This is a genomic window from uncultured Campylobacter sp. (assembly GCF_938045535.1).
In the GTDB taxonomy this organism is placed as follows: Bacteria; Campylobacterota; Campylobacteria; order Campylobacterales; family Campylobacteraceae; genus Campylobacter_B.
Map to the genome: position 1 here is coordinate 1 of NZ_CALIMQ010000004.1, position 20,143 is coordinate 20,143.

19 protein-coding genes are annotated in these 20,143 nt (G+C 49.6%); 10 read left to right on the forward strand and 9 right to left on the reverse strand.

From position 1 onward, the window contains the following. The 8 genes from Q0095_RS00095 to Q0095_RS00130 all read right to left on the reverse strand — a co-directional run. Positions 1-1,129: type I restriction-modification system subunit M (locus Q0095_RS00095; RefSeq protein ID WP_297880227.1), on the reverse strand; the 1,129-nt coding region annotated here is incomplete at its 3' end. Between the two features lie 142 nt (positions 1,130-1,271). Continuing rightward, complete coding sequence (gene carB, locus Q0095_RS00100; RefSeq protein ID WP_297880229.1) at positions 1,272-4,535, reverse strand: carbamoyl-phosphate synthase large subunit; 3,264 nt, start codon at positions 4,533-4,535, stop codon at positions 1,272-1,274. Next, positions 4,535-5,284 (reverse strand): rod shape-determining protein MreC, encoded by a 750-nt coding sequence (gene mreC, locus Q0095_RS00105; RefSeq protein WP_297880231.1) that lies wholly within the window; start codon positions 5,282-5,284, stop codon positions 4,535-4,537. Before mreC ends, carB begins: the two co-directional genes overlap by 1 nt. Beyond that, complete coding sequence (locus tag Q0095_RS00110) at positions 5,277-6,311, reverse strand: rod shape-determining protein (protein WP_005869818.1); 1,035 nt, start codon at positions 6,309-6,311, stop codon at positions 5,277-5,279. The genes mreC and Q0095_RS00110 overlap by 8 nt, the downstream gene beginning before the upstream one ends. Before the next feature lie 9 nt (positions 6,312-6,320). Beyond that, the gene (gene clpX / locus Q0095_RS00115) at positions 6,321-7,559 is read right to left on the reverse strand and encodes an ATP-dependent protease ATP-binding subunit ClpX (protein ID WP_297880234.1); all 1,239 of its coding nucleotides are present in this window, start codon (positions 7,557-7,559) and stop codon (positions 6,321-6,323) included. Continuing rightward, positions 7,559-8,347 carry an acyl-ACP--UDP-N-acetylglucosamine O-acyltransferase gene (gene lpxA / locus Q0095_RS00120; RefSeq protein ID WP_297880236.1) on the reverse strand — a complete coding sequence of 263 codons (789 nt, stop codon included), beginning with the start codon at positions 8,345-8,347 and terminating at the stop codon, positions 7,559-7,561. The genes clpX and lpxA overlap by 1 nt, the downstream gene beginning before the upstream one ends. Continuing rightward, on the reverse strand, positions 8,347-8,796 hold the full coding sequence (gene fabZ / locus Q0095_RS00125) for a 3-hydroxyacyl-ACP dehydratase FabZ (protein WP_295152775.1): 450 nt from the start codon (positions 8,794-8,796) through the stop codon (positions 8,347-8,349). The genes lpxA and fabZ overlap by 1 nt, the downstream gene beginning before the upstream one ends. A gap of 33 nt (positions 8,797-8,829) precedes the next feature. Then, positions 8,830-9,963, reverse strand: coding sequence for an epoxyqueuosine reductase QueH (locus tag Q0095_RS00130; protein WP_297880238.1), 1,134 nt, complete (start codon positions 9,961-9,963; stop codon positions 8,830-8,832). Positions 9,964-10,028: 65 nt separating this feature from the next. On the opposite strand from Q0095_RS00130, the gene Q0095_RS00135 reads away from it, so the two are divergent. From Q0095_RS00135 to Q0095_RS00160, 6 genes are all read left to right on the forward strand, one after another. Beyond that, the gene (locus Q0095_RS00135) at positions 10,029-13,391 is read left to right on the forward strand and encodes a DUF748 domain-containing protein (RefSeq protein WP_297880240.1); all 3,363 of its coding nucleotides are present in this window, start codon (positions 10,029-10,031) and stop codon (positions 13,389-13,391) included. Positions 13,392-13,441: 50 nt separating this feature from the next. Further along, entirely contained in the window at positions 13,442-14,203 is a 762-nt protein-coding gene (gene dapB, locus Q0095_RS00140; RefSeq protein WP_297880243.1) for a 4-hydroxy-tetrahydrodipicolinate reductase, read from the forward strand. Between the two features lie 28 nt (positions 14,204-14,231). Next, the gene (locus Q0095_RS00145) at positions 14,232-14,423 is read left to right on the forward strand and encodes a nucleotidyltransferase domain-containing protein (protein ID WP_297880245.1); all 192 of its coding nucleotides are present in this window, start codon (positions 14,232-14,234) and stop codon (positions 14,421-14,423) included. 52 nt (positions 14,424-14,475) lie between these two features. After that, positions 14,476-15,822 (forward strand): amidophosphoribosyltransferase, encoded by a 1,347-nt coding sequence (gene purF, locus Q0095_RS00150; RefSeq protein WP_297880247.1) that lies wholly within the window; start codon positions 14,476-14,478, stop codon positions 15,820-15,822. Positions 15,823-15,842: 20 nt separating this feature from the next. Next, complete coding sequence (locus Q0095_RS00155) at positions 15,843-16,199, forward strand: DUF488 family protein (protein WP_297880249.1); 357 nt, start codon at positions 15,843-15,845, stop codon at positions 16,197-16,199. A gap of 474 nt (positions 16,200-16,673) precedes the next feature. Beyond that, on the forward strand, positions 16,674-17,099 hold the full coding sequence (locus Q0095_RS00160) for a TOBE domain-containing protein (RefSeq protein WP_297880251.1): 426 nt from the start codon (positions 16,674-16,676) through the stop codon (positions 17,097-17,099). A 638-nt stretch (positions 17,100-17,737) separates the two neighbouring features. Here Q0095_RS00160 and Q0095_RS00165 read toward each other — a convergent pair. Then, positions 17,738-18,286 (reverse strand): NAD(P)H-dependent oxidoreductase, encoded by a 549-nt coding sequence (locus tag Q0095_RS00165; protein WP_297880253.1) that lies wholly within the window; start codon positions 18,284-18,286, stop codon positions 17,738-17,740. 108 nt (positions 18,287-18,394) lie between these two features. Here Q0095_RS00165 and Q0095_RS00170 point away from each other — a divergent pair, with 108 nt between their 5' ends. From Q0095_RS00170 to Q0095_RS00180, 4 genes are all read left to right on the forward strand, one after another. After that, the gene (locus Q0095_RS00170; RefSeq protein WP_297880255.1) at positions 18,395-18,589 is read left to right on the forward strand and encodes a hypothetical protein; all 195 of its coding nucleotides are present in this window, start codon (positions 18,395-18,397) and stop codon (positions 18,587-18,589) included. Between the two features lie 65 nt (positions 18,590-18,654). Continuing rightward, the gene (bcp, locus tag Q0095_RS00175) at positions 18,655-19,182 is read left to right on the forward strand and encodes a thioredoxin-dependent thiol peroxidase (protein ID WP_297880257.1); all 528 of its coding nucleotides are present in this window, start codon (positions 18,655-18,657) and stop codon (positions 19,180-19,182) included. Positions 19,183-19,436: 254 nt separating this feature from the next. After that, a complete protein-coding gene (locus tag Q0095_RS10205) occupies positions 19,437-19,583 on the forward strand; it encodes a hypothetical protein (protein ID WP_366805837.1) in 147 nt (48 codons plus the stop codon). A gap of 9 nt (positions 19,584-19,592) precedes the next feature. Next, on the forward strand, positions 19,593-20,009 hold the full coding sequence (locus tag Q0095_RS00180) for an NAD(P)H-dependent oxidoreductase (RefSeq protein WP_366805845.1): 417 nt from the start codon (positions 19,593-19,595) through the stop codon (positions 20,007-20,009). Positions 20,010-20,143 lie beyond the last annotated feature (134 nt).

Below are 20,143 nucleotides of genomic sequence, written 5' to 3' on the forward strand. Positions count from 1 at the left end.
CTTTTACGAGATATTCGCGGATCTTTTTTTCCGCACCGCCTCTATAAAAAATGCCCGGGAAACTAACTATCGCGGCTCTGCCTTTTGCCGAAAGATAACTAAGCGCGTGTAAGATAAAGGCAAAATCGGCCTTGCTTTTTGGCGCAAGAACGCCCGCAGGAGCAAATCTAGGATCGTTTATGAGCGTCGGATCGTCGCTACCGATCCAGTTGATGGAGTAAGGAGGATTTGAAACGATAGCGTCAAAAGGCCTATCGTCGCTAAGCTTTGGATCTAGTAGCGTATCGCCGAGCTCTATGTGAAATTTAGAGTAATTAACGTTGTGTAAAAACATATTCATACGCGCCAGGTTGTATGTCGTGTGATTTATCTCCTGGCCAAAAAATCCATCCTCGACCTCATGTTTGTCAAAACGCTTTTTAGCCTGCAAAAGTAGTGAACCAGAACCGCATGCCGGATCGTAAATTTTATTTACGCGCTCTTGTTCGTGCATGGCAAGTGCGGCGATGAGCTTTGAGACATTTTGCGGAGTGAAAAACTCGCCGCCGGATTTGCCTGCATTCGCGGCATAGTTCGAGATAAGAAACTCGTATGCGTCGCCAAAAAGATCAATATGGTTGTCCTTAAAATCGCCAAAATCAAGCTCGGCCACGCCTTTTAAAACCGCTGCGAGTCGCCTGTTTTTCTCTGTAACACTATTTCCTAAACGGTTGCTAGTAGTATCAAAATCGGCAAAAAGCCCCTTTATGTCCTGCTCTGACTCATACCCGGATGCCGAACCTTCGATACTTTTAAAAATTTGATCTAAATCGGTATTTAAATTTGCGTTATTGTCGGCATTTTTTACGACGTTTTTAAATAACTGACTAGGGTATATAAAATATCCCTTCGTAACAATAGTATCATGCTTGATCGCATCAAGGACCGGCGAATCGTCGGGCAAGCTTGCGTAGTCAAAATCACCGTCGTCGCCCTCTATATAATCCGTAAAATTTTCGCTAATATATCTATAAAACAACGTACCTAGGACGTATTGCTTAAAGTCCCAGCCGTCAACAGCGCCTCTTACTTCATTTGCAATACTCCAAATTTGGTTTTGCAAGGCCTTGCGTTGTGTCTCTTCGCTCATTTAATAGTATCTCCTAAATTTTTTATGCATATAAAATAAGAATGTTGTCGGTAAACTTCCGCATCCCATACTTTAAATTTAGCGACAAAATTTACTTTCTAAAATTTTATTACCACAAAATACTAATGGAAGCCTGCTCGCGCTACCTGCCGCTTAGATACTCCTGTAGCGTTTTAACTTCGAGCGCGGAGTCGTCCTTTATCGAGCAGATCGAGCGCGTAGCGGCGATCGCCGCCTTCATCGTCGTAAAATACGGCAGCCTAAAGCGCAGCACACTCTGGCGGATCTTCGCGGCGTCGGTAGAGTTTGATTTACTATCGCTGGTGTTGATGACGAGCGAAATTTCGCCGTTTTTGAGCTTGTCCTCGATATTTGGGCGACCCTCGCTGATTTTATAGACAAACTCGCACTCCACGCCGTTTTCGCCCAGTAGCTTGTGAGTGCCGCTCGTAGCTGCGATGCTAAAGCCCGCGCCCGTAAGTGCGCGTGCAAGCTCTACGGCTCGCAGCTTGTCGTGATCTGCGAGCGACAAAAATACCTTGCCACCGCTTGGAAGTGCGTTGCTTGCGCCGATTTGCGATTTAGCAAAGCTTTTGGCGAAATTTTCGCCGATACCCATCACCTCGCCGGTGCTTTTCATCTCAGGCCCTAGTATCAGATCCGCGCCCGTAAGTTTGTTGAAAGGAAAGACGCTCTCTTTGACGCAGATATGGTTTTTAATACGCGGCTTTAAAATTCCCTTCTCTTCGATCAGCACGCCGAATTCGTCGTAAAATTTCAAAGCCTCGCGCAGACCCCCTTGCCACATTACGCGAGTAGCGACCTTTGCCATCGGAATTCCGGTCGCCTTGCTTACAAACGGAACGGTGCGGCTCGCGCGCGGATTTACCTCGATGATGTAAAGCTCGTTTTCAAAAATAGCGAATTGAATATTCATAAGCCCCACGACGCCGAGATTTAACGCGATCTCTTTGGTTTGGCGGCTTACCAGATCGATCATCTCCGCGCTTAGGCTAAGCGGCGGTAATATGCTCGCGCTATCGCCGCTGTGAATGCCCGCCTCTTCGATATGCTCCATTATCGCGCCGATATACACGTCGCGCCCGTCGCAGATCGCATCGACATCAAGCTCGGTCGCGTCAAGTAAAAATTTATCTATAAGCACCGGCGAATGATCGCTCACGCGCACCGCCTCGCTCATATACTGCCTAAGCTCGGCTTCGTTATGTACGCGCCGCATCGCGCGACCCCCGAGCACGTAGCTAGGGCGTACGAGTACGGGATAACCGATCGCAGCGGCCTTTTCGATCGCTTCTGCCTCGCTTACGGCGGTATCGTTTTTCGGCTGCTTAACGCCGATACTTGCGATGAACTCGCTAAATTTTTTGCGGTCTTCCGCTACGTCTATCGTGCGCGCACTCGTGCCGATGATCTTGGCTCCCACGGTGCTTAGTCGTTTGGCGAGCTTTAACGGAGTTTGGCCGCCGAAATGCACGATCACGCCGTCCGGGCTTTCAGCCTCGATGACCGCTCTAACGTGCTCGAAATCGATCGGCTCGAAGTATAAAATATCACTCGTGTCGTAGTCGGTGCTGACGGTTTCGGGGTTGCAGTTATACATTATCGTGGTGATGCCCATATCGCGCAGAGCGTAGCTGGCGTGCACGCAGCAGTAGTCAAACTCGATGCCCTGCCCGATGCGGTTCGGACCGCCGCCGATAATGAGGACCTTTTTATTATCTTTTGAAATTTTATGGCTTGCGATGGCGGGAGTTATGTTGGTGCTGGAGTACAGATACGGAGTAAGCGCCGCGAACTCGCCCGCACAGGTATCTACTTCGTTGTATTCAAGATCGATACCCTGTCTGGCGCAGGCAAAATGGATGTCGTTTTGCGTAAGGCCTAGATTGTCCTTTTTGTTGATTAAATTTGCGATCATCTTATCGCTAAAGCCCCAACTCTTGGCCTGTCTTAGAAGCGCCGCGTCGTTGATGATCTCCATATCGATGCGCTCTTCAAATTTTACGATCTGCTCGATCTGGCTCAAAAACCAGCGATCGATCTTGCTAAGCTCGTAAATTTGATCCACGCTCATACCCGCTCTAAAGCCCTGAGCGATATATAAAATTCTATCTTGTTGCGCATTGCGAAGCCCGAAGATGAGATCCTTTTCGCTCAAATTTAGCTCCACGAAGCCGAAGTAGCCCTTCTCCAGCGAACACAGCGCCTTTTGGATGCTCTCTTTAAAGCTGCGCCCGATCGCCATCACCTCGCCGATACTCTTCATCGCAGTGCCGAGATACGGGTTTGCGCCGGGGAATTTTTCAAACGCAAAGCGCGGAATTTTAGTCACGATATAATCGATTACCGGCTCGAAGCTCGCAGGCGTGCCAGTGATATCGTTTTTAATCTCATCCAGGCTAAAGCCCACAGCTAACATCGTAGCGACCTTGGCGATCGGATAGCCCGTGGCTTTAGACGCAAGAGCCGAACTGCGGCTTACGCGCGGGTTCATCTCGATGACGATCATCCGCCCCGTTTGCGGATTTACCGCAAACTGCACGTTTGAGCCGCCCGTATCTACGCCGATCTCGCGTAAAATTTTAAAACTCGCGTCGCGCATCGCTTGGTATTCTTTATCGGTAAGCGTAAGAGCGGGCGCAACCGTGATGCTATCGCCCGTATGCACCCCCATCGGGTCGAAATTTTCGATCGAGCAGACGATGATGCAATTATCCTTATGATCGCGGATCACCTCCATTTCGAACTCTTTCCATCCAAGCAGGCTCTCTTCGATCAAAATTTCATTTATCGGGCTCACGTCTAGCCCGTTTTGCGCGACCTCTTTAAACTCATCGATATTATACGCTACGCCGCTGCCTGCGCCGCCTAGGGTGTAGCTAGCGCGGATAATGAGCGGAAAGCCGATCTCATTTGCCGCAGCCATCGCCTCTTCGATATTGTAGGCGTATTTGGATTTAGGCAGATCCATTCCGATCTTAATCATCGCTTCTTTAAATTTTACCCTATCCTCGCCCTTTTTGATCGCTTCAGGGTTGGCACCTAGAAATTTCACCCCCGCTAGTTCGCCGCTTTCGTAAGCCTGCATCGCGACGTTTAGCGCGACCTGTCCACCCATCGTAGGTAGGATCGCATCGACGCCCTCGCGCTTTATGATACGCAAAATGCTCTCTTTGGTGATCGGCTCGATATAGGTGGCGTCGGCAAAATCGGGATCGGTCATAATGGTAGCGGGGTTAGAGTTTATTAGCACTACGCGGTATCCGAGGCTCTTTAGCGTCTTAGCCGCCTGCGTGCCGCTGTAATCGAACTCGCACGCCTGGCCGATTACGATCGGACCGCTACCGATCAGCAAAATCGTCTTAATATCATCTCTTTTGGGCATCAATTTTCCTTTGTAACGACATACAAAAACGCCGGCATCTCGGAGCTCACGTAGGGCTCTACGACGGCGCTTTTGTATAGCTTCCCGTTTTGAATTTCTTTAACCTTTCCTACCGGCACGCCGGCAAAAAAAATCCCGTCCTTGCCGCTGGTAAGTACCTCATCACCTACCTTGGGATCGAGCCATTGCGGGATGTATCTAACTACGAGCTCGTTATTTTCGCCGCCTGCGACGCCAGGAATTTGAGTATCTCCTATGAAAACGGAGAAGTTGCTCTTTTCGTCGCGCTGTAAGATCGCAAGAGGACGCCCGTCTTTATTTACTAAAATTCCCGCGGTCTTGCCCTCGCTGATGAGGCCGTAAATTTTGTTTGGGTTAAAATTTTCAAAATTTACGAAGAATTTGTTGTAGTCATTTAGATTTGCATAGCTCAACGCCTTTACGAGCTGAACTTTGGGCTCATAAACAGAGCTATTTTTATCGATCAAGATTTTATTCAGCTCGCCCGCGAACGTACTAAGCAGCATCGCCGATTTTTTTAGCTCTGCGTTTTCTTCTCGTAGAGCTTTGATCGTCTCTGCCTGGTTAAAATGCTCGTTCACAGCGCTTTTTACCCGATCACTCACGCCGTAATAAACCTCTAAAATTCCTCCTGCAAATCCGATAAATTTGCCGTGGATATACGAGCCGAACGTAAGCGAAACGGCTACCAGCAAAACCGCGACGAGGAGGAGTTTGAGATTAGTCATTTGCCGCTTGTTTTAGCGATTTGATCTCTTCTAGGGCTTTTCCCGTGCCGTTTGCGACGCAAAGCAGCGGCTCGTCCGCGACGAAAACCGGAAGCTTTACGGTGTCGCTTAGATACTTATCCAATCCGCGAATGAGCGCGCCGCCGCCCGTTAGCACGACGCCGTTTTCGACGATATCGGCGGCAACTTCTGGCTGAATGCTCTCAAGGACAAATTTTAACGCGTCCGCAATCTCTCTGATCGAGTCTTTGATCGCCTCTCTAACGTCCTCACTCGTAAGATCGACCGAGCTTAAAAGCCCGCTGATCTGGTCTTTTCCTTTGACCGTGTAGGTAAGATCTTTTTGCTGTTGCACCGCCGTACCGATCTTGATCTTAATCTCCTCGGCCGCACGCTCCGAAATAAGCAGGCTATATTTTTCTTTGACGTAGTTAACGATGCTAGCGTCGATCTTATCGCCCGCGACGCGAACGGATTTGGCGCTGATGATGCCGCCTAGCGAGATGACGCCGATCTCGGTGGTACCGCCGCCAATATCCACGACCAGCGAGCCGCGCGCTTCATTTACGGGAAGTCCCGCACCGATCGCTGCAGCCATCGGCTCTTCGATTAGATAAACCTCACGCGCGCCCGCTATCATCGCGCTTTCTCGCACGGCTTTGCGCTCGACCTGAGTTAGCCCGTAAGGAACCGAGATGATGATGCGCGGACTTACGAAAAAGCGGCGCTTGTGGGTCTTTTCGATGAAATACCTAATCATCTTCTCCGTCATATCAAAATCCGCGATAACGCCGTCCTTCATCGGGCGCACCGCTTCGATATCACCAGGAGTGCGCCCAAGCATCTCTTTGGCTTCGGCGCCCACAGCGATGATTCTTTGCTTGCCGTAGCGTTCGTTTTGTACAGCGACGACGCTCGGCTCGTTGATGATGATGCCTTTATCTTTTAGCAGCACAAGCGTGTTTGCCGTGCCTAGATCAATACCCATATCCCTAGAAAATAATCCTAGAATCGAATCAAGTAACATTTATCCCCTTTATGCAGTTAAATTTTGTTTTACAAGTATCGGCTTAGAGACGCCGTCTACGACCTCTTTCGAGATGATAACGTCATAGCCCTTAAGCTCAGGCAGATCGAACATAATATCGATCATGATCTCCTCGATTATGCTGCGAAGTCCGCGCGCACCGGTTTTGCGCTTTATCGCCAGGCTCGCGACCTCTCTTAGCGCGTCGTCGTCAAATTTTAAATTTGCGCCGTCTATCGCAAAGAGCTTTTGATATTGTTTTAAGATCGCGTTTTTCGGCTCGGTTAAAATTCTAACCATCGCCTTTTCGTCAATCTCGTTTAGCGTAGCCACTACGTGCAAGCGCCCGATGAGCTCGGGGATTATACCGTAATGCACCAAATCGTCGGCCTCGACCATGTTTAGTAAATTTAAACTCTCTTTTTTACTGCGCTTGGTTTGGTTAAACCCTAACACGTTCTGCCCGATGCGGCGGTTGATGATCTCGTTTAGCCCGTCGAACGCGCCACCGCAGACGAACAAAATATTTGTCGTATCGATCTGGATGAAGTCCTGATTTGGATGCTTGCGGCCGCCCTTCGGCGGGATATTTACGACGCTTCCTTCGATGATCTTAAGCAGCGCTTGTTGTACACCTTCGCCGCTTACGTCGCGTGTGATGCTGCGATTTTCGCTCATTCGCGCGATCTTATCGATCTCGTCTACGAATACGATACCGCGCTGCGCCTTTTCTACGTCGCCATCCGCGGCCTGTAAAAGGCGGGTGAGGATATTTTCTACGTCCTCGCCGACGTAACCCGCTTCAGTTAGGCTCGTAGCGTCGCTAATGGCGATCGGCACGTCCAAAAATCGCGCCAAGGTCTGCGCCATAAGCGTCTTACCGCTGCCGGTAGGCCCGATAAGCAAGATATTTGATTTTGAAATTTCGGTATCGTCGCCCTTTGCGTCGGTCTGCCTGAAAATTCTTTTATAGTGGTTGTAAACGCCGACGCTAAAAATTTTCTTAGCGCGCTCCTGGCCGATGACGTAGCGGTTTAGAACCTCCATCAGCGCCTTTGGCTTGATGGCCTCGAAATCGATCTCTTTGTTTTGATTTTGTACCGCCTCATTTTGGCCCTCGCTGCCGTGGATAGCGGCATATGCCATATCGATACAATAGCTGCAGATAGCCGCCGTACCGTCGTCGTTAGGATAGATACGACGCCCGTCCGCGCCCGTTTCACCGCAAAAACTGCACTTATTTGCCATTAAATTTTACCTTTATCTAGCGGAATTCCGCGTTTTGTGTTGATTATAAACTCGCACATCTTGCGCACGTTTTGATCGCTCGTTTCGTTTAATAAAATCTGCGCCTGCTCCTTTAAACCCCCGCCTTGGTTGAATAAAAATTTATACGCCCGATTTATCGTCTCGACCGTCTCTTTATCGAAGCGGCGGCGGATGCCCGTTAAATTTAGCCCGCGGATATAGGCGCGATTTCCCTCGGCTAGACAAAACGGCACCACGTCCTGACTAAGCGCGCTAGCCCCTGCGATCATGCAGCTCTCGCCGATTTGGACGAACTGATGCACGGGGGTAAGCCCGCCGATAACGGCATAATCGCCCATTACGACGTGACCTGCGAGCGTAGCGTTGTTTGCTAGGATTATGTTGCTGCCCAGCACGCAATCGTGCGCGATGTGGCAATACGCCATTATAAAGAGATTATCGCCGATGCGCGTAAATCCGTCGCCCTTATGCGAGCCCGAGCTAATCGTGCAAAACTCGTGAATCGTAGCGTTTTTGCCGATGACTAGCCCCGTGCGCTCGCCATCCTCAAAGCTCATATCCTGCGGAATTTCGCCCACGATCGCGTATGAAAAAATTTTAGAGTTCTCGCCGATTTGCGTATCGCCGATGATGCGCGCGCCCTGCTTGATCGTGCAGCCGTCGCCGATTTTAGCCTGTGCGCTTATGAAAGCATACGGCTCGATCACAACCTCGGCTCCGATCTGCGCGCCGTCCTCGATGATCGCCGTGTGGTGAACTTTAGCCATCATTTATCCATTATCATCGCTTGAAGTTCAGCCTGCGCGGCCAGCGTGGCGCCGTCGTTGATGTAGGCTTCGCCCTTTAGCACCCAGATGCGTCCGCGATGTTTGATTACGCTGATACGATACTCAAGTTTGTCGCCGGGGCGGACCGGGTTTCTAAATTTAGCGTTGTCGATACTCATAAAATACACGACTTTATCGCTTAAATCGACGCCGTCTTTCTCCATGCTCTTAAACGCCAGCACGCCGCCCGCCTGCGCTAAGCCCTCGATTATCATTACGCCCGGATAGATCGGATGGCCGGGGAAGTGACCCTGAAAGATCTGCTCGTTATAGGTTACGTTTTTATAGGCTTTGATACTTTCGCCGATGCTGAGCTCTTCGACGCGATCTATCAACAAAAACGGAAAACGATGAGGTAGGATGGAGAGGATTTCGTTTATATCTATCATTGATCTGCCTTTTTTAGAAATTTTGGAATCTTATCAAATTCTTACTAAAATTTCCCTAACGTCTAAAAATATGCGCGAGAGCCCGTAAATTTGAACTTTGGCGGCTCTTATCTCGTCCGTGACGATGATCGGCGAGAGCGAGCCCGCAGCGCACAGGGCGGCGCGAGTTTTATTTTGGCGCGCGAGACTCGGCGGGTTTTTTAGCATTTCGGATACGCTTTTGAAATTTGATCTTGAAATTTCGTTAAATTTCGCCATGCTTAAAATTTTAATCTCGCCCTTGTCACTGCAAAAAATTTCGCACTCGCGCTCTATGCTAAGCTTCACGTTTTCGCGCGTAAAATGCGAGCCAAATAGTACAAACGAAGGCGCGACCTTGCCGTCAAATTTAATCCATGCGCGCAGCAGGCGGTAGTTTAAAAATCGATCGCGCAGCACGCTAAATTTCACACCTTTTTTTTCGAGCGAGCAAAGTTTTTTATAAAATTTCAACTTCTCCTCTACCGAAGCGGGCAGGATTTGCCGATCGATAGACGACATTAGCTCGTAAATTTCGGCGCCTTGGACTAAATTTTGCTTCAAATCCGCCGTCAGACTTCCGCCAGAATTCCGCTCAGCCCTTCGCTGATCGTTCCGCTGTGCCGCAAGCGCATAGATACAGCCGCAGTAGTTTTGATGATAGAGCGCGTCTTTTTTCGCGAGCGCAAACTGCTCGTTCGTGCCGCCGTTTTTGCGAAAATCGGGCGCGATAAACTCCAGCCCGTAGCGCTCGCAAATGCGCTGCAGCGAGCTGCAAAGCTGAGAGTGCGATTTTTTGGGGCTCATTAGAAGCGTCGTAGTGATTTTGCGCTCGCCCAAACTTAGCGCGAGCTCGGCCGTTTTTTGCATGCGAAAATCAAAGCAAAACTCGCAGCGCGCGCCTTTCTCGGGCTCGTTTTCAAGCCCGCGCGCACCGTCTAGCCAGCCCTGCAAATCATACTCGCCCGGGATAAATTTAATCCCTAAATTCTCGCAAACCCGCTTCGCGTCGTGCATTCTAAGAACGTATTCGCCATAGGGGTGGATGTTGGGATCATAAAAATAGCCTATTAGCGGCTCTTGCGCGAGCTCTTTTAAGCGGCGCAAAAAATAATCGCAATCGACCGAGCAGCAGATGTGGACCAGCAAATTTTAACCCTTTGCACGAAATTTTTGGATATAATTTTACGCTATCAAAATTAATGAGCGGAAAAATGAAAAATTTTTTTATAAAACACTGGCGTAAGTTTGCTTGTGGCGTAGGTGGATTTGCGCTATTTTACGTGCTTGCGGGCTTTTTCGGCGTGCCACTTTTTATCGAAAAGGCGCTGCCTAAAATTCTAGAAGGCAAAGCGAGCTTTAGCGTGCAGGATGCCAAATTTAACCCCTTTACCTACGAGCTAAACGTCACCAAGCCGGAGCTTAGCACCTTTAAGCCGCTGTTTAGCGCCGATGAGATAAATTTAAAAATCGGTTTTTCGAAGCTTTTTAAAAAGACTCTCGCGGTAGAAATTTTGCACCTAAAATCGCCTAAATTCCACGTCGAGCGCGAGCAAAACGGCACCTTCAATTTCGAGCCGTTACTTTCGGAGCAAAAGAGCGAAAGCAAGGATGAAAACTCCAGCTTCAATGTCACGCTGAATAATTTTAAGATCGAGCGCGGCTCTCTGGGCTACGTCGATAACTCCCTGAAAAGGCCGTTTTCGCTCATCTCGACCGAGCTAAATTATGAGATCAACGGGCTAAATTTAAAGGACGAAACGATCGGCGAGCACGATTTAAGCGCCGTTTCGCGTACATACGACGCGCTGAGCTTCGATGGAGCTATCGACCTGGCGCCTCTTCGTCTACACGGCAAGGTAGATATCTCGCGGCTAAAAATTGATCCGTTTTGGCTATCGTACCTCGATCCTAGCGGCGTGCGGTTTAAAAACGGCTTCTTTTCCGCTACTCTAAATTACCGATTGAGCCTTGATGAAAATATAAAATTTGCGCTTGAAAACTCAAAGCTCGAGCTGCAAAGCCTAGAAATTTTGCAAGATCAAAGCTTAATTTCGCTAGGCTCGCTGAAAATCCCGAGCTTTGAGCTGAATACGGACGTTTCGAATGAAATTTCAGGCAAAGTGGTAATCCCGCAAGTGCTAGTTTCTGGCGCAAAATACGATATGGGCGAAACCAAAATTTCCACGGGCTTTGAGGGCGCGCGGGTCGCGGATTTTGCGCTGGATTTTAATAAAACGGGGGCAAACTTGCGGCTAAACTCCGCCGTAAAAAGCGTAGATCTAAACCGCTCAAGCTTTGCAAACCCGCAAATTTCGGTCGTCTCAAACGATACTAAAATCACGGGAAATTTTTTAAAATTTAACGCCGAAGGTAACGATACGGCCCTTCATACGGGTTTTGGCACCTTCAGTATCGCGGATACGCAGATTACACTAGCGCGCAGCGATAAAATCTCACTCGCCACAACCGAGCTGGGCGCGTTTAGCTACGACAAGGAGGGCGTGCAAAACGGCGTAAGCCTGGAGTTTGCTAAAATTTCAAACTCCAAAATCGCAAACAAAAACGGAATTTTTAGTGGATTTGAAAGCTTCGGCGTGCAAGGGGTGAAATTTAACGTCGCGGATCTCGATCTGGGCGTGGATAAAATTTTGCTAAACGAACCGTTTTTCAACTCGGAAGTGGGCGTTAACGGCGCCAAAAGCATAAACGATCTGGCGATTTTAAGCGCGATCTCTAAAAATCACGCGAGCTTTAAAAAAACGGCGAGCGCGGGCGATGCAAACCCGACGGATGTAAACTCTACGGCAAGCGGCGCGAATTTAAATCCTAAAAAGCCCGTCAAAAGCCCCGCTTTAAAATTTAAGATCGGCGAGGCCTCCGTAACGGGCGCAAAGGCCAAGATCAGCGAGAGCTTTATCGTTAAAAACAACGTGCACGAGATCAAGGATTTCAGCGCCACGCTAAGCGGGCTAAGCTCAAATTTCGCCGAGCCCTTCGGCATCAAAGCAAGCCTTATCACGGGCGAAATCACCGCTAGCGCGGACGGCAAGGCTAGCATCGCGCCGCTTAACGTAGGCGTGAACTTTAGCCTAAATGCGCCGAACTTGGGCGTCTTTAACAAATATATGGCGGAATTTATCACAGGCTCCATCGCGGGCGAGCTCGCCACGCAAGGGCAGCTGAAACTTTCAAACGCATTCTCGCTCGAAGCGAAGCTATCGGGCAAGGGCTTGGCGCTAAGCTCGGGTAGGGATAAAATTTTCTCCCTTGCATCGCTAAATGTCGCGCAAATCGCGCTGAGCCCAAACTCTCTCACGCTAAATAAGATCGCTCTTAGCTCACCCGCGGCAAATATCTCGCTAAATAAAGGCAGGCGTTTAAATTTAACTTCGCTAATAAAGCCCGCCGCGCAGCTAAAGCAGACTGCAAAGCCCACCGAAGCTGTGCCTAGCAGACCCGCAAAAAGCAATGCAAACTTTGCGTGGAGCGTAAAAAATATCTCGCTTAACGGCGGAAGTTTAAATTTCACCGACGAGAGCCTAGCAACGCCCTTTAAACTGCGCATCAGCGATATGAAAGCAAGCATCAGCGAGATCAGCCCGAAGCGAGCGGCGGATATCAAGCTTAGCTCGCTCGTAAGCGGAAGCGGGCTAGCGAGCATCACGGCGCGCGCCTATCCGCTGGATTTTAAACGCAAAAGCGATATAAACGTCGTTTTAAAGGAGATCCCACTTGCGCCCGCATCGCCCTATACCGCCAAATATATCGGCAATGAAATCGCGGGCGGCAAGTTAAATTTAAAACTTGCCTACAAAATCGACGATGGCAAGCTAAACGCAAGCAATGATCTAAATTTAGACCGCTTCGAGCTCGGCAAAGAGGTAGCGAGCAAGGACGCGCTGAGCCTTCCGATCGGTCTAGTGGTATCGATCCTAAAGGACAGCGACGATCAGATCGATATTAGCCTGCCTCTAAGCGGCACGCTGAGCGATCCGAAATTTAGCTACGGCGCGCTGGTTTGGGGCGCGGTCAAAAAGCTGCTCTCCGACATCGTGTTAAGCCCGTTTAGATTTATGGGAAAGATCGCGGGCGTAGATACGAAAAAGCTCGAAAGTATCGATTTTGAGGCGGCGAGCAGTGAAATTTTAATCAGCGAAAACTCTAAAATAGATGATTTAGCTAAGGTCGCAAAAGCCAAGCCCGAACTCAAGATCATCCTAAACTCTGCGTATAACGAAAAGTTCGATACTCACGAGTTTAAAAGGCGCTCGCTGCAAAATACCCTCACGCTGATGTCTAATAAACAAGGCCTCTCCTCGGATGAAGCCATAGCGGCGCTTAAGATCAAATACGGCATCAAATCCGGCGGCGATGAGGCGATGGAGGAGCTGATAAGCGCGCAGAAATTTACCCGTTCGCGTCTTGATGAGTTAGCCCTTGCCAGGGCGACTGCCGTGCAAGCGGCACTCGTGCAGCGCGGCGTAAGCGCATCTCGCATAGAGATCAAAAAACCGAGCGAAGCGGAGCTCAAACAAAACAGCTTTATCCCGCTAAGCCTCGGCGTAGAGAGGTAGTGTAAGCAAAATTTGGCTATACTAAGCGGATTAAAATTTAAGGAGCGGCAATGATGAATATAGGAATTCACGGCGGAAGCGGCAGAATGGGCACGATGATCTACGAGTGCCTGAAAAATTTCGATCAGGCGCGAGCAAGCGTGATCTACACTATCGCTCCGCTTGATTATACGCCGAACTGCGCCGTAACGAGCAGCTACGACGAGCTTTTTAGCGGCTGTGACGTCGTGATAGACTTCACGATCCGAGACGGCGCGATAAGCTTAATGAAATTTGCGCTTTCGCACCCAAAGCCGCTTTGCATCGGCACGACGGCTCTGGGCGAGGAGGGCGAGCGGCTACTGCGCGAATGCGGCGCGAAGATGCCCGTACTGCACGCTACGAATATGAGCCTGGGCGTCGCGGTGCTAAACAAACTCGTAGCGCTTGCCAGCAGGAGCCTGCGCGACTTTGACTGCGAAATTTTAGAGATGCACCACCGCCACAAAAAAGACGCCCCGAGCGGCACGGCGATGAGCCTTGCCGGGAGTGCCGCAAGTGCGCGCGAGCTAAGCTTGAAGGACGTGCGCATAAGCGGTCGCGACGGGCTCATCGGCGAGCGCGGCAAGGACGAGATCGCCGTGATGTCGCTGCGCGGCGGCGATATAGTCGGGCGCCACACCGTGGGGTTTTACGGCGAGGGCGAGTTCGTCGAGCTAAATCATACAGCGACTTCGCGCGCGACCTTTGCCAGAGGCGCGATAAAGGCAGCGGTATGGCTAGCGCCCCAAAATAGCGGGCTTTACGGCATCGACGACTGCTTAGGAATCTAGGCTTTGCGGCTAAATTTAAGAGGAAAAAATGCCAACCAAAGATGAAATTTTAAATTTTCTGCGCGAGCCCAAGCCCGAGCTTGAAATCTTTGGAATTTACAAAGTCGGGCTATTCGGCAGCTACGCCAAAGGCGGAGCGAATATCGCCGAGAGGTTTAAAATTTCAGCCGATCTATTTGATGAGGCGCCGGCAAAATGCCGGACGGCAAGCCGTCAATGATAAAACAAAATATAGATAAATTTCTAAAAAATAAAATTTAAGAGGTTAGAAAATGTGCGCAATCGTGGGAGTCATAAATTCCGAAGGTGCGGCTAAAACCGCGTATTACGGGCTTTTTGCCATGCAGCACCGCGGCCAGGAGGCAAGCGGCATCAGCTCAAGCTTCAACCATCACATCAAAACGATCAAAGCCACGGGGCTCGTGACGGAGGTTTTTAGTCCCGCGAGTTTTGAAATTTTAAAAGGCAACATCGCGATCGGCCACAACCGCTACGGCACCGCGGGCGCAGACAGTCTAAAGGACGCACAGCCCGTTGCCGGCAACTACGCTCTAGGGGAGATCTCGATCGTTCATAACGGAAATTTGATCAATAAAGACGAAATTCGCCGTAAGCTCGTAAGCGAGGGCGCGATCTTTCAATCTGGCATGGACACCGAAAATATCCTGCATCTCATCGCACGCAGCAAGCAGGAGCATCTAAAAGACCGCATCATCGAGGCACTGCAACAGTGTGTGGGCGCGTATTCGCTTCTGATTTTAAGCCGCTCGAAGATGTTTGCCGTGCGCGATCGCTACGGCGTGCGTCCGCTCAGCATCGGCAGGCTCAAAGACGGCGGTTACATCGTCGCGAGCGAAACCTGTGCTTTCGATCTCGTAGGAGCCGAGTTCATCCGCGACGTGAAACCCGGCGAGATGGTGATCTTCGAAGAAGGCAAGGATGAGTTCAGCTCGGTTCAAATTTTAAAAGCCGCAGAGGCTAGAATTTGCGCGTTTGAATACATCTACTTTGCGCGCCCCGACAGCGTCGTAGAGGGCAAAAACGTATATGAGGTCAGAAAAAAACTGGGCGCGGCGCTCGCGCGAAAATGCAAAGAGCTAAAGGCCGATTTCGTCGTGCCCGTGCCCGATAGCGGCGTGCCGGCGGCGCTTGGTTTCGCGCAAGAGAGCAAGCTGCCCTTCGAGATGGCAATCGTGCGCAACCACTACATCGGCCGCACCTTCATCGAGCCTACGCAAGAGGTGCGAAATTTGAAGGTCAAACTCAAGCTGAACCCGATCGCGGCGGCACTGCACGGCAAAAGCGTCGTCGTCGTGGACGATAGCATCGTGCGCGGCACCACGAGCAAAAAGATCGTCGAGCTTCTGCGCCATGCGGGTGCGGCGCACGTGCATATGTGCATCGCAAGCCCGGAGCTAAAGTATCCCGAGCGCTACGGCATCGATACGCCGAGCGTGCGCGAGCTGATCGCCGCAAATATGAGCACGGATGAAATTTGCAAATTTATAGGCGCCGATAGCCTCACGTTTCTTAGCGTGCCTGAGCTCGTAGAAGCGCTTGGGGGCGAGCGCAAATACTCGCTCGTAAGCTTCGACGGCGATTATTTCATCAAGGATTAGCAAATTTAAAGGAGCAAACTATGACAAAATTTAAAATTAAGCGCGTCTATGAGAGCGCGGAGGAAGAGGATGGTTTTCGCGTGCTTTGTGATAGGCTATGGCCGCGTGGCATAAAAAAAGACACGCTGGAGCTTGATATGTGGGCAAAGGACATAACGCCTAGCACCGAAATACGCAAGCTTTTCGCGCATAAACCTGAGAATTTCGCCCATTTTAAGGAGCTTTACCTAGCCGAACTTGAGCAAAATCCCGCCGTAGCTGAATTTTTGAAAAAGGTTAAAAACGAGCCGGTCGTCACGCTGCTATACGCCGCAAAGGACGAGCACTGCAACCACGCGATGATTCTGCGCGATTTTCTGCAAAGCAAGGTGCACTAAAATTTTGCGCTCAAAGCGCATTGCTCGCCATATTTTAAAGCAAATGTAAAACCGCCTCGATCACCAAAATCCACTCGTAAAACCAATGCGCGAGGCGTAAAATTCAGCGAACAGGTGTGAGCGGAGTGCTTTTAAAGCCTTGCCAGACGCGATTTGAGATAAATTTTCTATCCGGATGTACACTTTGCAAATGAGCATAAAACAAACGCTAAATTTTGCGCCAGAACTCTAAAAAAACGCAGAATTTTATAAAGAGCAATAAAATTTCAAGGAAAATAACTCGATTTAATATATGCAAATTTAGAATTTCATCTATTTTTTAACGCTACTTTTAATAATGCAAGCTAGGAATTTAAAAAGTGGGCTTAATATAAATTCGCAACAAATCAAACTAATTTCTTACATGCAGCATTTTTAAATTTCATTTAAGGATTTGCCGCTAACATTGCTCGTAATTTTTTACAAGGAGAAACAATGGCAATCAGTGCTAGAAATCAGCTTCACGTCGTAATCAGCGACGTAAAAACAGGTGCGGTAAATTCGCTAATCACAGCTAAAACCAGAGGCGGCGACGTGCTAAAAGCAACCGTGACGGTTGATTCTGAAAAAACTTTGGATTTAAAAGCCGGCAAAGAGGCAGTATTTTTATTCAAAGCCCCAAGCGTCATCATCTCCAAAGGCGAGAACGATCTACGCTTAAGCGCGACCAACCAAATAAAGGGCAAAATCACTGCCGTTAAAGAGGGCGCGGTAAATGCCGAGATCAGCGTCAGAAGCGCCGGCGGCGAAAATTTAAGCGCAACCGTCACAAACGAATCGGTTAAAAATTTAGCGCTTAAAAAAGATGATGAAGTAACTGCAATCATCAAAGCTACTCAAATCATAGTCGGCGTAAAATAATCAGGCGTAACGGTGCGTGCTATAGCGATGCGCGCGCTTTAAACATCACAAAATCAAGGAGCAAAATTTTATAAATTCTGCTCCTTCTTCAAAAATCTCTTTTGATAAATCAAATTTCGTAGCAGCTCAAATCGCGCTATAAGTGCTCTTTTCTCTCATGCGCGCAGATACACCCCGCGCGGCGACATCCAGCCCCAATCACACCAAGAACGGTCTTACCTATTTTACCTTTTACCGCAGTGCGCATTTTGCGCAGGCTTTGCATCTATGCAGCACGTAAGCCCACTCACGCGAGATATTTATGAAACGCAAACTCGCTCTTGCCCCGCTCGCTCGCTTATAGCAATGCGCTTTCATATTTTACGCGCTCGTGACACGCCGCCGCTTTACGCAGTAGCGACCGATCCTCGCGTAAATGTCCACACTGAAAGTATGCCGATCTAGATCATATCGGCACGCACTAACTGCGCCCGCCGATAGATAGCAGCACGGACAGATCATCGAACCGATCACCTCGCCCTAAACCCGAGCGTTTTTGAGCTTTTACCGATCGGCTCGTTAAAAGGCGTGGATTCCGCGAATAAAATCACTCTCCTAAAATTTTGGCTCGTAGCCGCGGATAGCGGGCATTTGCTTTGCTAAATTTGATACTCGCCGGGACTCAACTCGCCTCGTAAAAGCTTACCAAAGCGTGCAGCTGCGGCATATACGGCATCGTCGCCAAACTCGCCCGGCTCAAATCCACTGCTGATAAACGGCACGGCAAAGTCCATCCCGCAATAGTTTGCCGTGATCTTAAGCGGCGTTAAAATTTCATCCAAGCTAAAGCCGATAGCGCCCTGTTTGGAGTATTCGCCAAGCGGAGTGCTGACGCTTAGCGCAAGCTGCAAGACCTTGCCTTTAAGCGCGCCGGAACCCACCAGCTCATGCGAAAAGACGATATCGATATAGGCTTTTAGCATAGGCGGCACGTTTAGCCAGTACATCGGGTACAAAAATACGACGCGCTCGGCAGCCGCTAGCGCGTCTTGCTCTGCGCGGGCGTCTATGCGCGCGATATCTAGGCCGTAAAGCCCCTCCAAATGGCGCACCTTAGCGTCCGCGGCGGACTTTGCTACCTGCGACAAGGCTTTGTTTACGCGCGAGGCGGCGAAATTAGGATGCGATAAGATCACGAGCGTTTTCATGTTATTTCCTTTGTTAAAATTTGCAGAATCATATCGTTAAAAAGCTAAAAGTAGATTAAGAGGACTTGCGAAAGCGAGGCGTTATTTTGCTTGTGAGGAATGGGATTTGTGAGGCGCGATAGATACGAAGCGCTCTCGTACCATACTGCCTCAAGGCATGTGCAACAAAATGTTTTTATGCGTGCCGCAAAGCAAGCCCCTGACCCGCTCTTGTTGTCTGGAACGATCTCACTTGCGATCCACCCGATCGCGCGCAGCTGCGGCACGGAGCAAAATTTCATCCAAGCAAGGATAAATTTATGAAAAAAGATTAAAATTTAGCTGCAATTCGGGCTACGAGACCGAAAATTTCAAAAAAAGGACACGATATGCAGAGAAAAACACAGATCGAAGGCGAGTTCAGCGCAGAGGATCGCGAGCGCAAAATCACGCTGCAAGCAGGAGATGCGGCGCCCGAGTTTAGCTTGCAAAACGCCGACGGCGCGAGCGTCGCGCTAAAGGACTTCGCGGGCAAGCGGGTTGCGCTGTATTTTTACCCCAAGGATAACACCCCCGGCTGCACGACCGAAGCGTGCGAATTTAGCGCCGCGTACGATGATTTCATCGCCGAGGGTTGCGTGATCGTCGGCATCAGTCCCGACAGCGCCAAATCCCACGCGGGCTTCATCGCCAAGCAGAGCCTAAAGCACATCCTGCTGAGCGATCCGCAGCACGAGGTAGCCAAGCTATACGGCGCATGGCAGGTACGCAAAAACTACGGGCGCGAGTATCTGGGCATCGTGCGCTCGACCTTTCTGATCGGTGCGGACGGCAAAATTTTGAAAGTCTATAAAAGCGTCAAGGCAAAGGATCACGCCGCAAAGGTGCTCGCGGATCTGCTAGCTGTGGGGAAATAAAGCGCTAGGCGGCGTTTTGAAGCGGGGCTCTGGCGTATTTGAGCGCTAAGCTTTAATTATGAAATTTATGCACTGAAATTTGCTACGGAATTTCGGCGTCAAATTTAAGCGTCGAAATTTCAGCATTAAAATTTTGTCTTGAAATTTTGCCTCAGAATTCTGCTTCTCATTTGAAAATTGAATTTTAGGCAGAGCTATAACTGCAATTTTAGCGGCAAATTTATCGCCCCAAAATAAAATTTTAAAGGAAAAATATGAAAAACTTAATCATTTTAGCCCATCCAGACATTAAAAATTCGCTCATAAACAAGCGCTTTTTGAAAGAGGCCGCCGCGCAAAGCTTCACCGTGCGCGACCTAGCGCGCGAGTATCCTAGCGGCGAAATAGACGGCGAGCGCTAGCGCGCGATAATCAAAGCCCACGACGCGCTGGTGCTGCAATTTCCGCTGCATAATTTCTCCTCGCCCGCGATTTTAAAAAGCTGGATCGATGCGACGATGACGTATGGGTTTGCCTACGGGCGCATGAGCGAGGGCATGCGTAGGCGCGCCGTGGCGCTGGCGGTGAGTGCGGGTATCAAGCGCGCCGACTACGCACCTAGCGGGCGGTATCATTTCACGATGGAGCAGATTTTAGCGCCGTTTCAGCTCGCATTCCGTTACTATTTTCATGCCGACTGGCGCGGATTTTTCGCGTTTTACGGCGCCGAGGAGACGCCGGGCGTCGATTACGAAAGTAGCGCCGAACAGATAGAAAAAGGCGCGGCGGAGTACGCGGAATTTTTAAAAAATTTAGGCACAAAAAGCGGCGCGGGTAAAAAATTTTAAATTAAAACAAGCGTTTTGCCTGTAGCGAGTCTACTCGCATATATCTTGATAAAAATTTTATGCTAAAAGGCAAGCCCTCATTTTAGAGCTAAATTTTAAAATTTAAGCCGCCTTTATCTAGCCCGCAAGCTAGC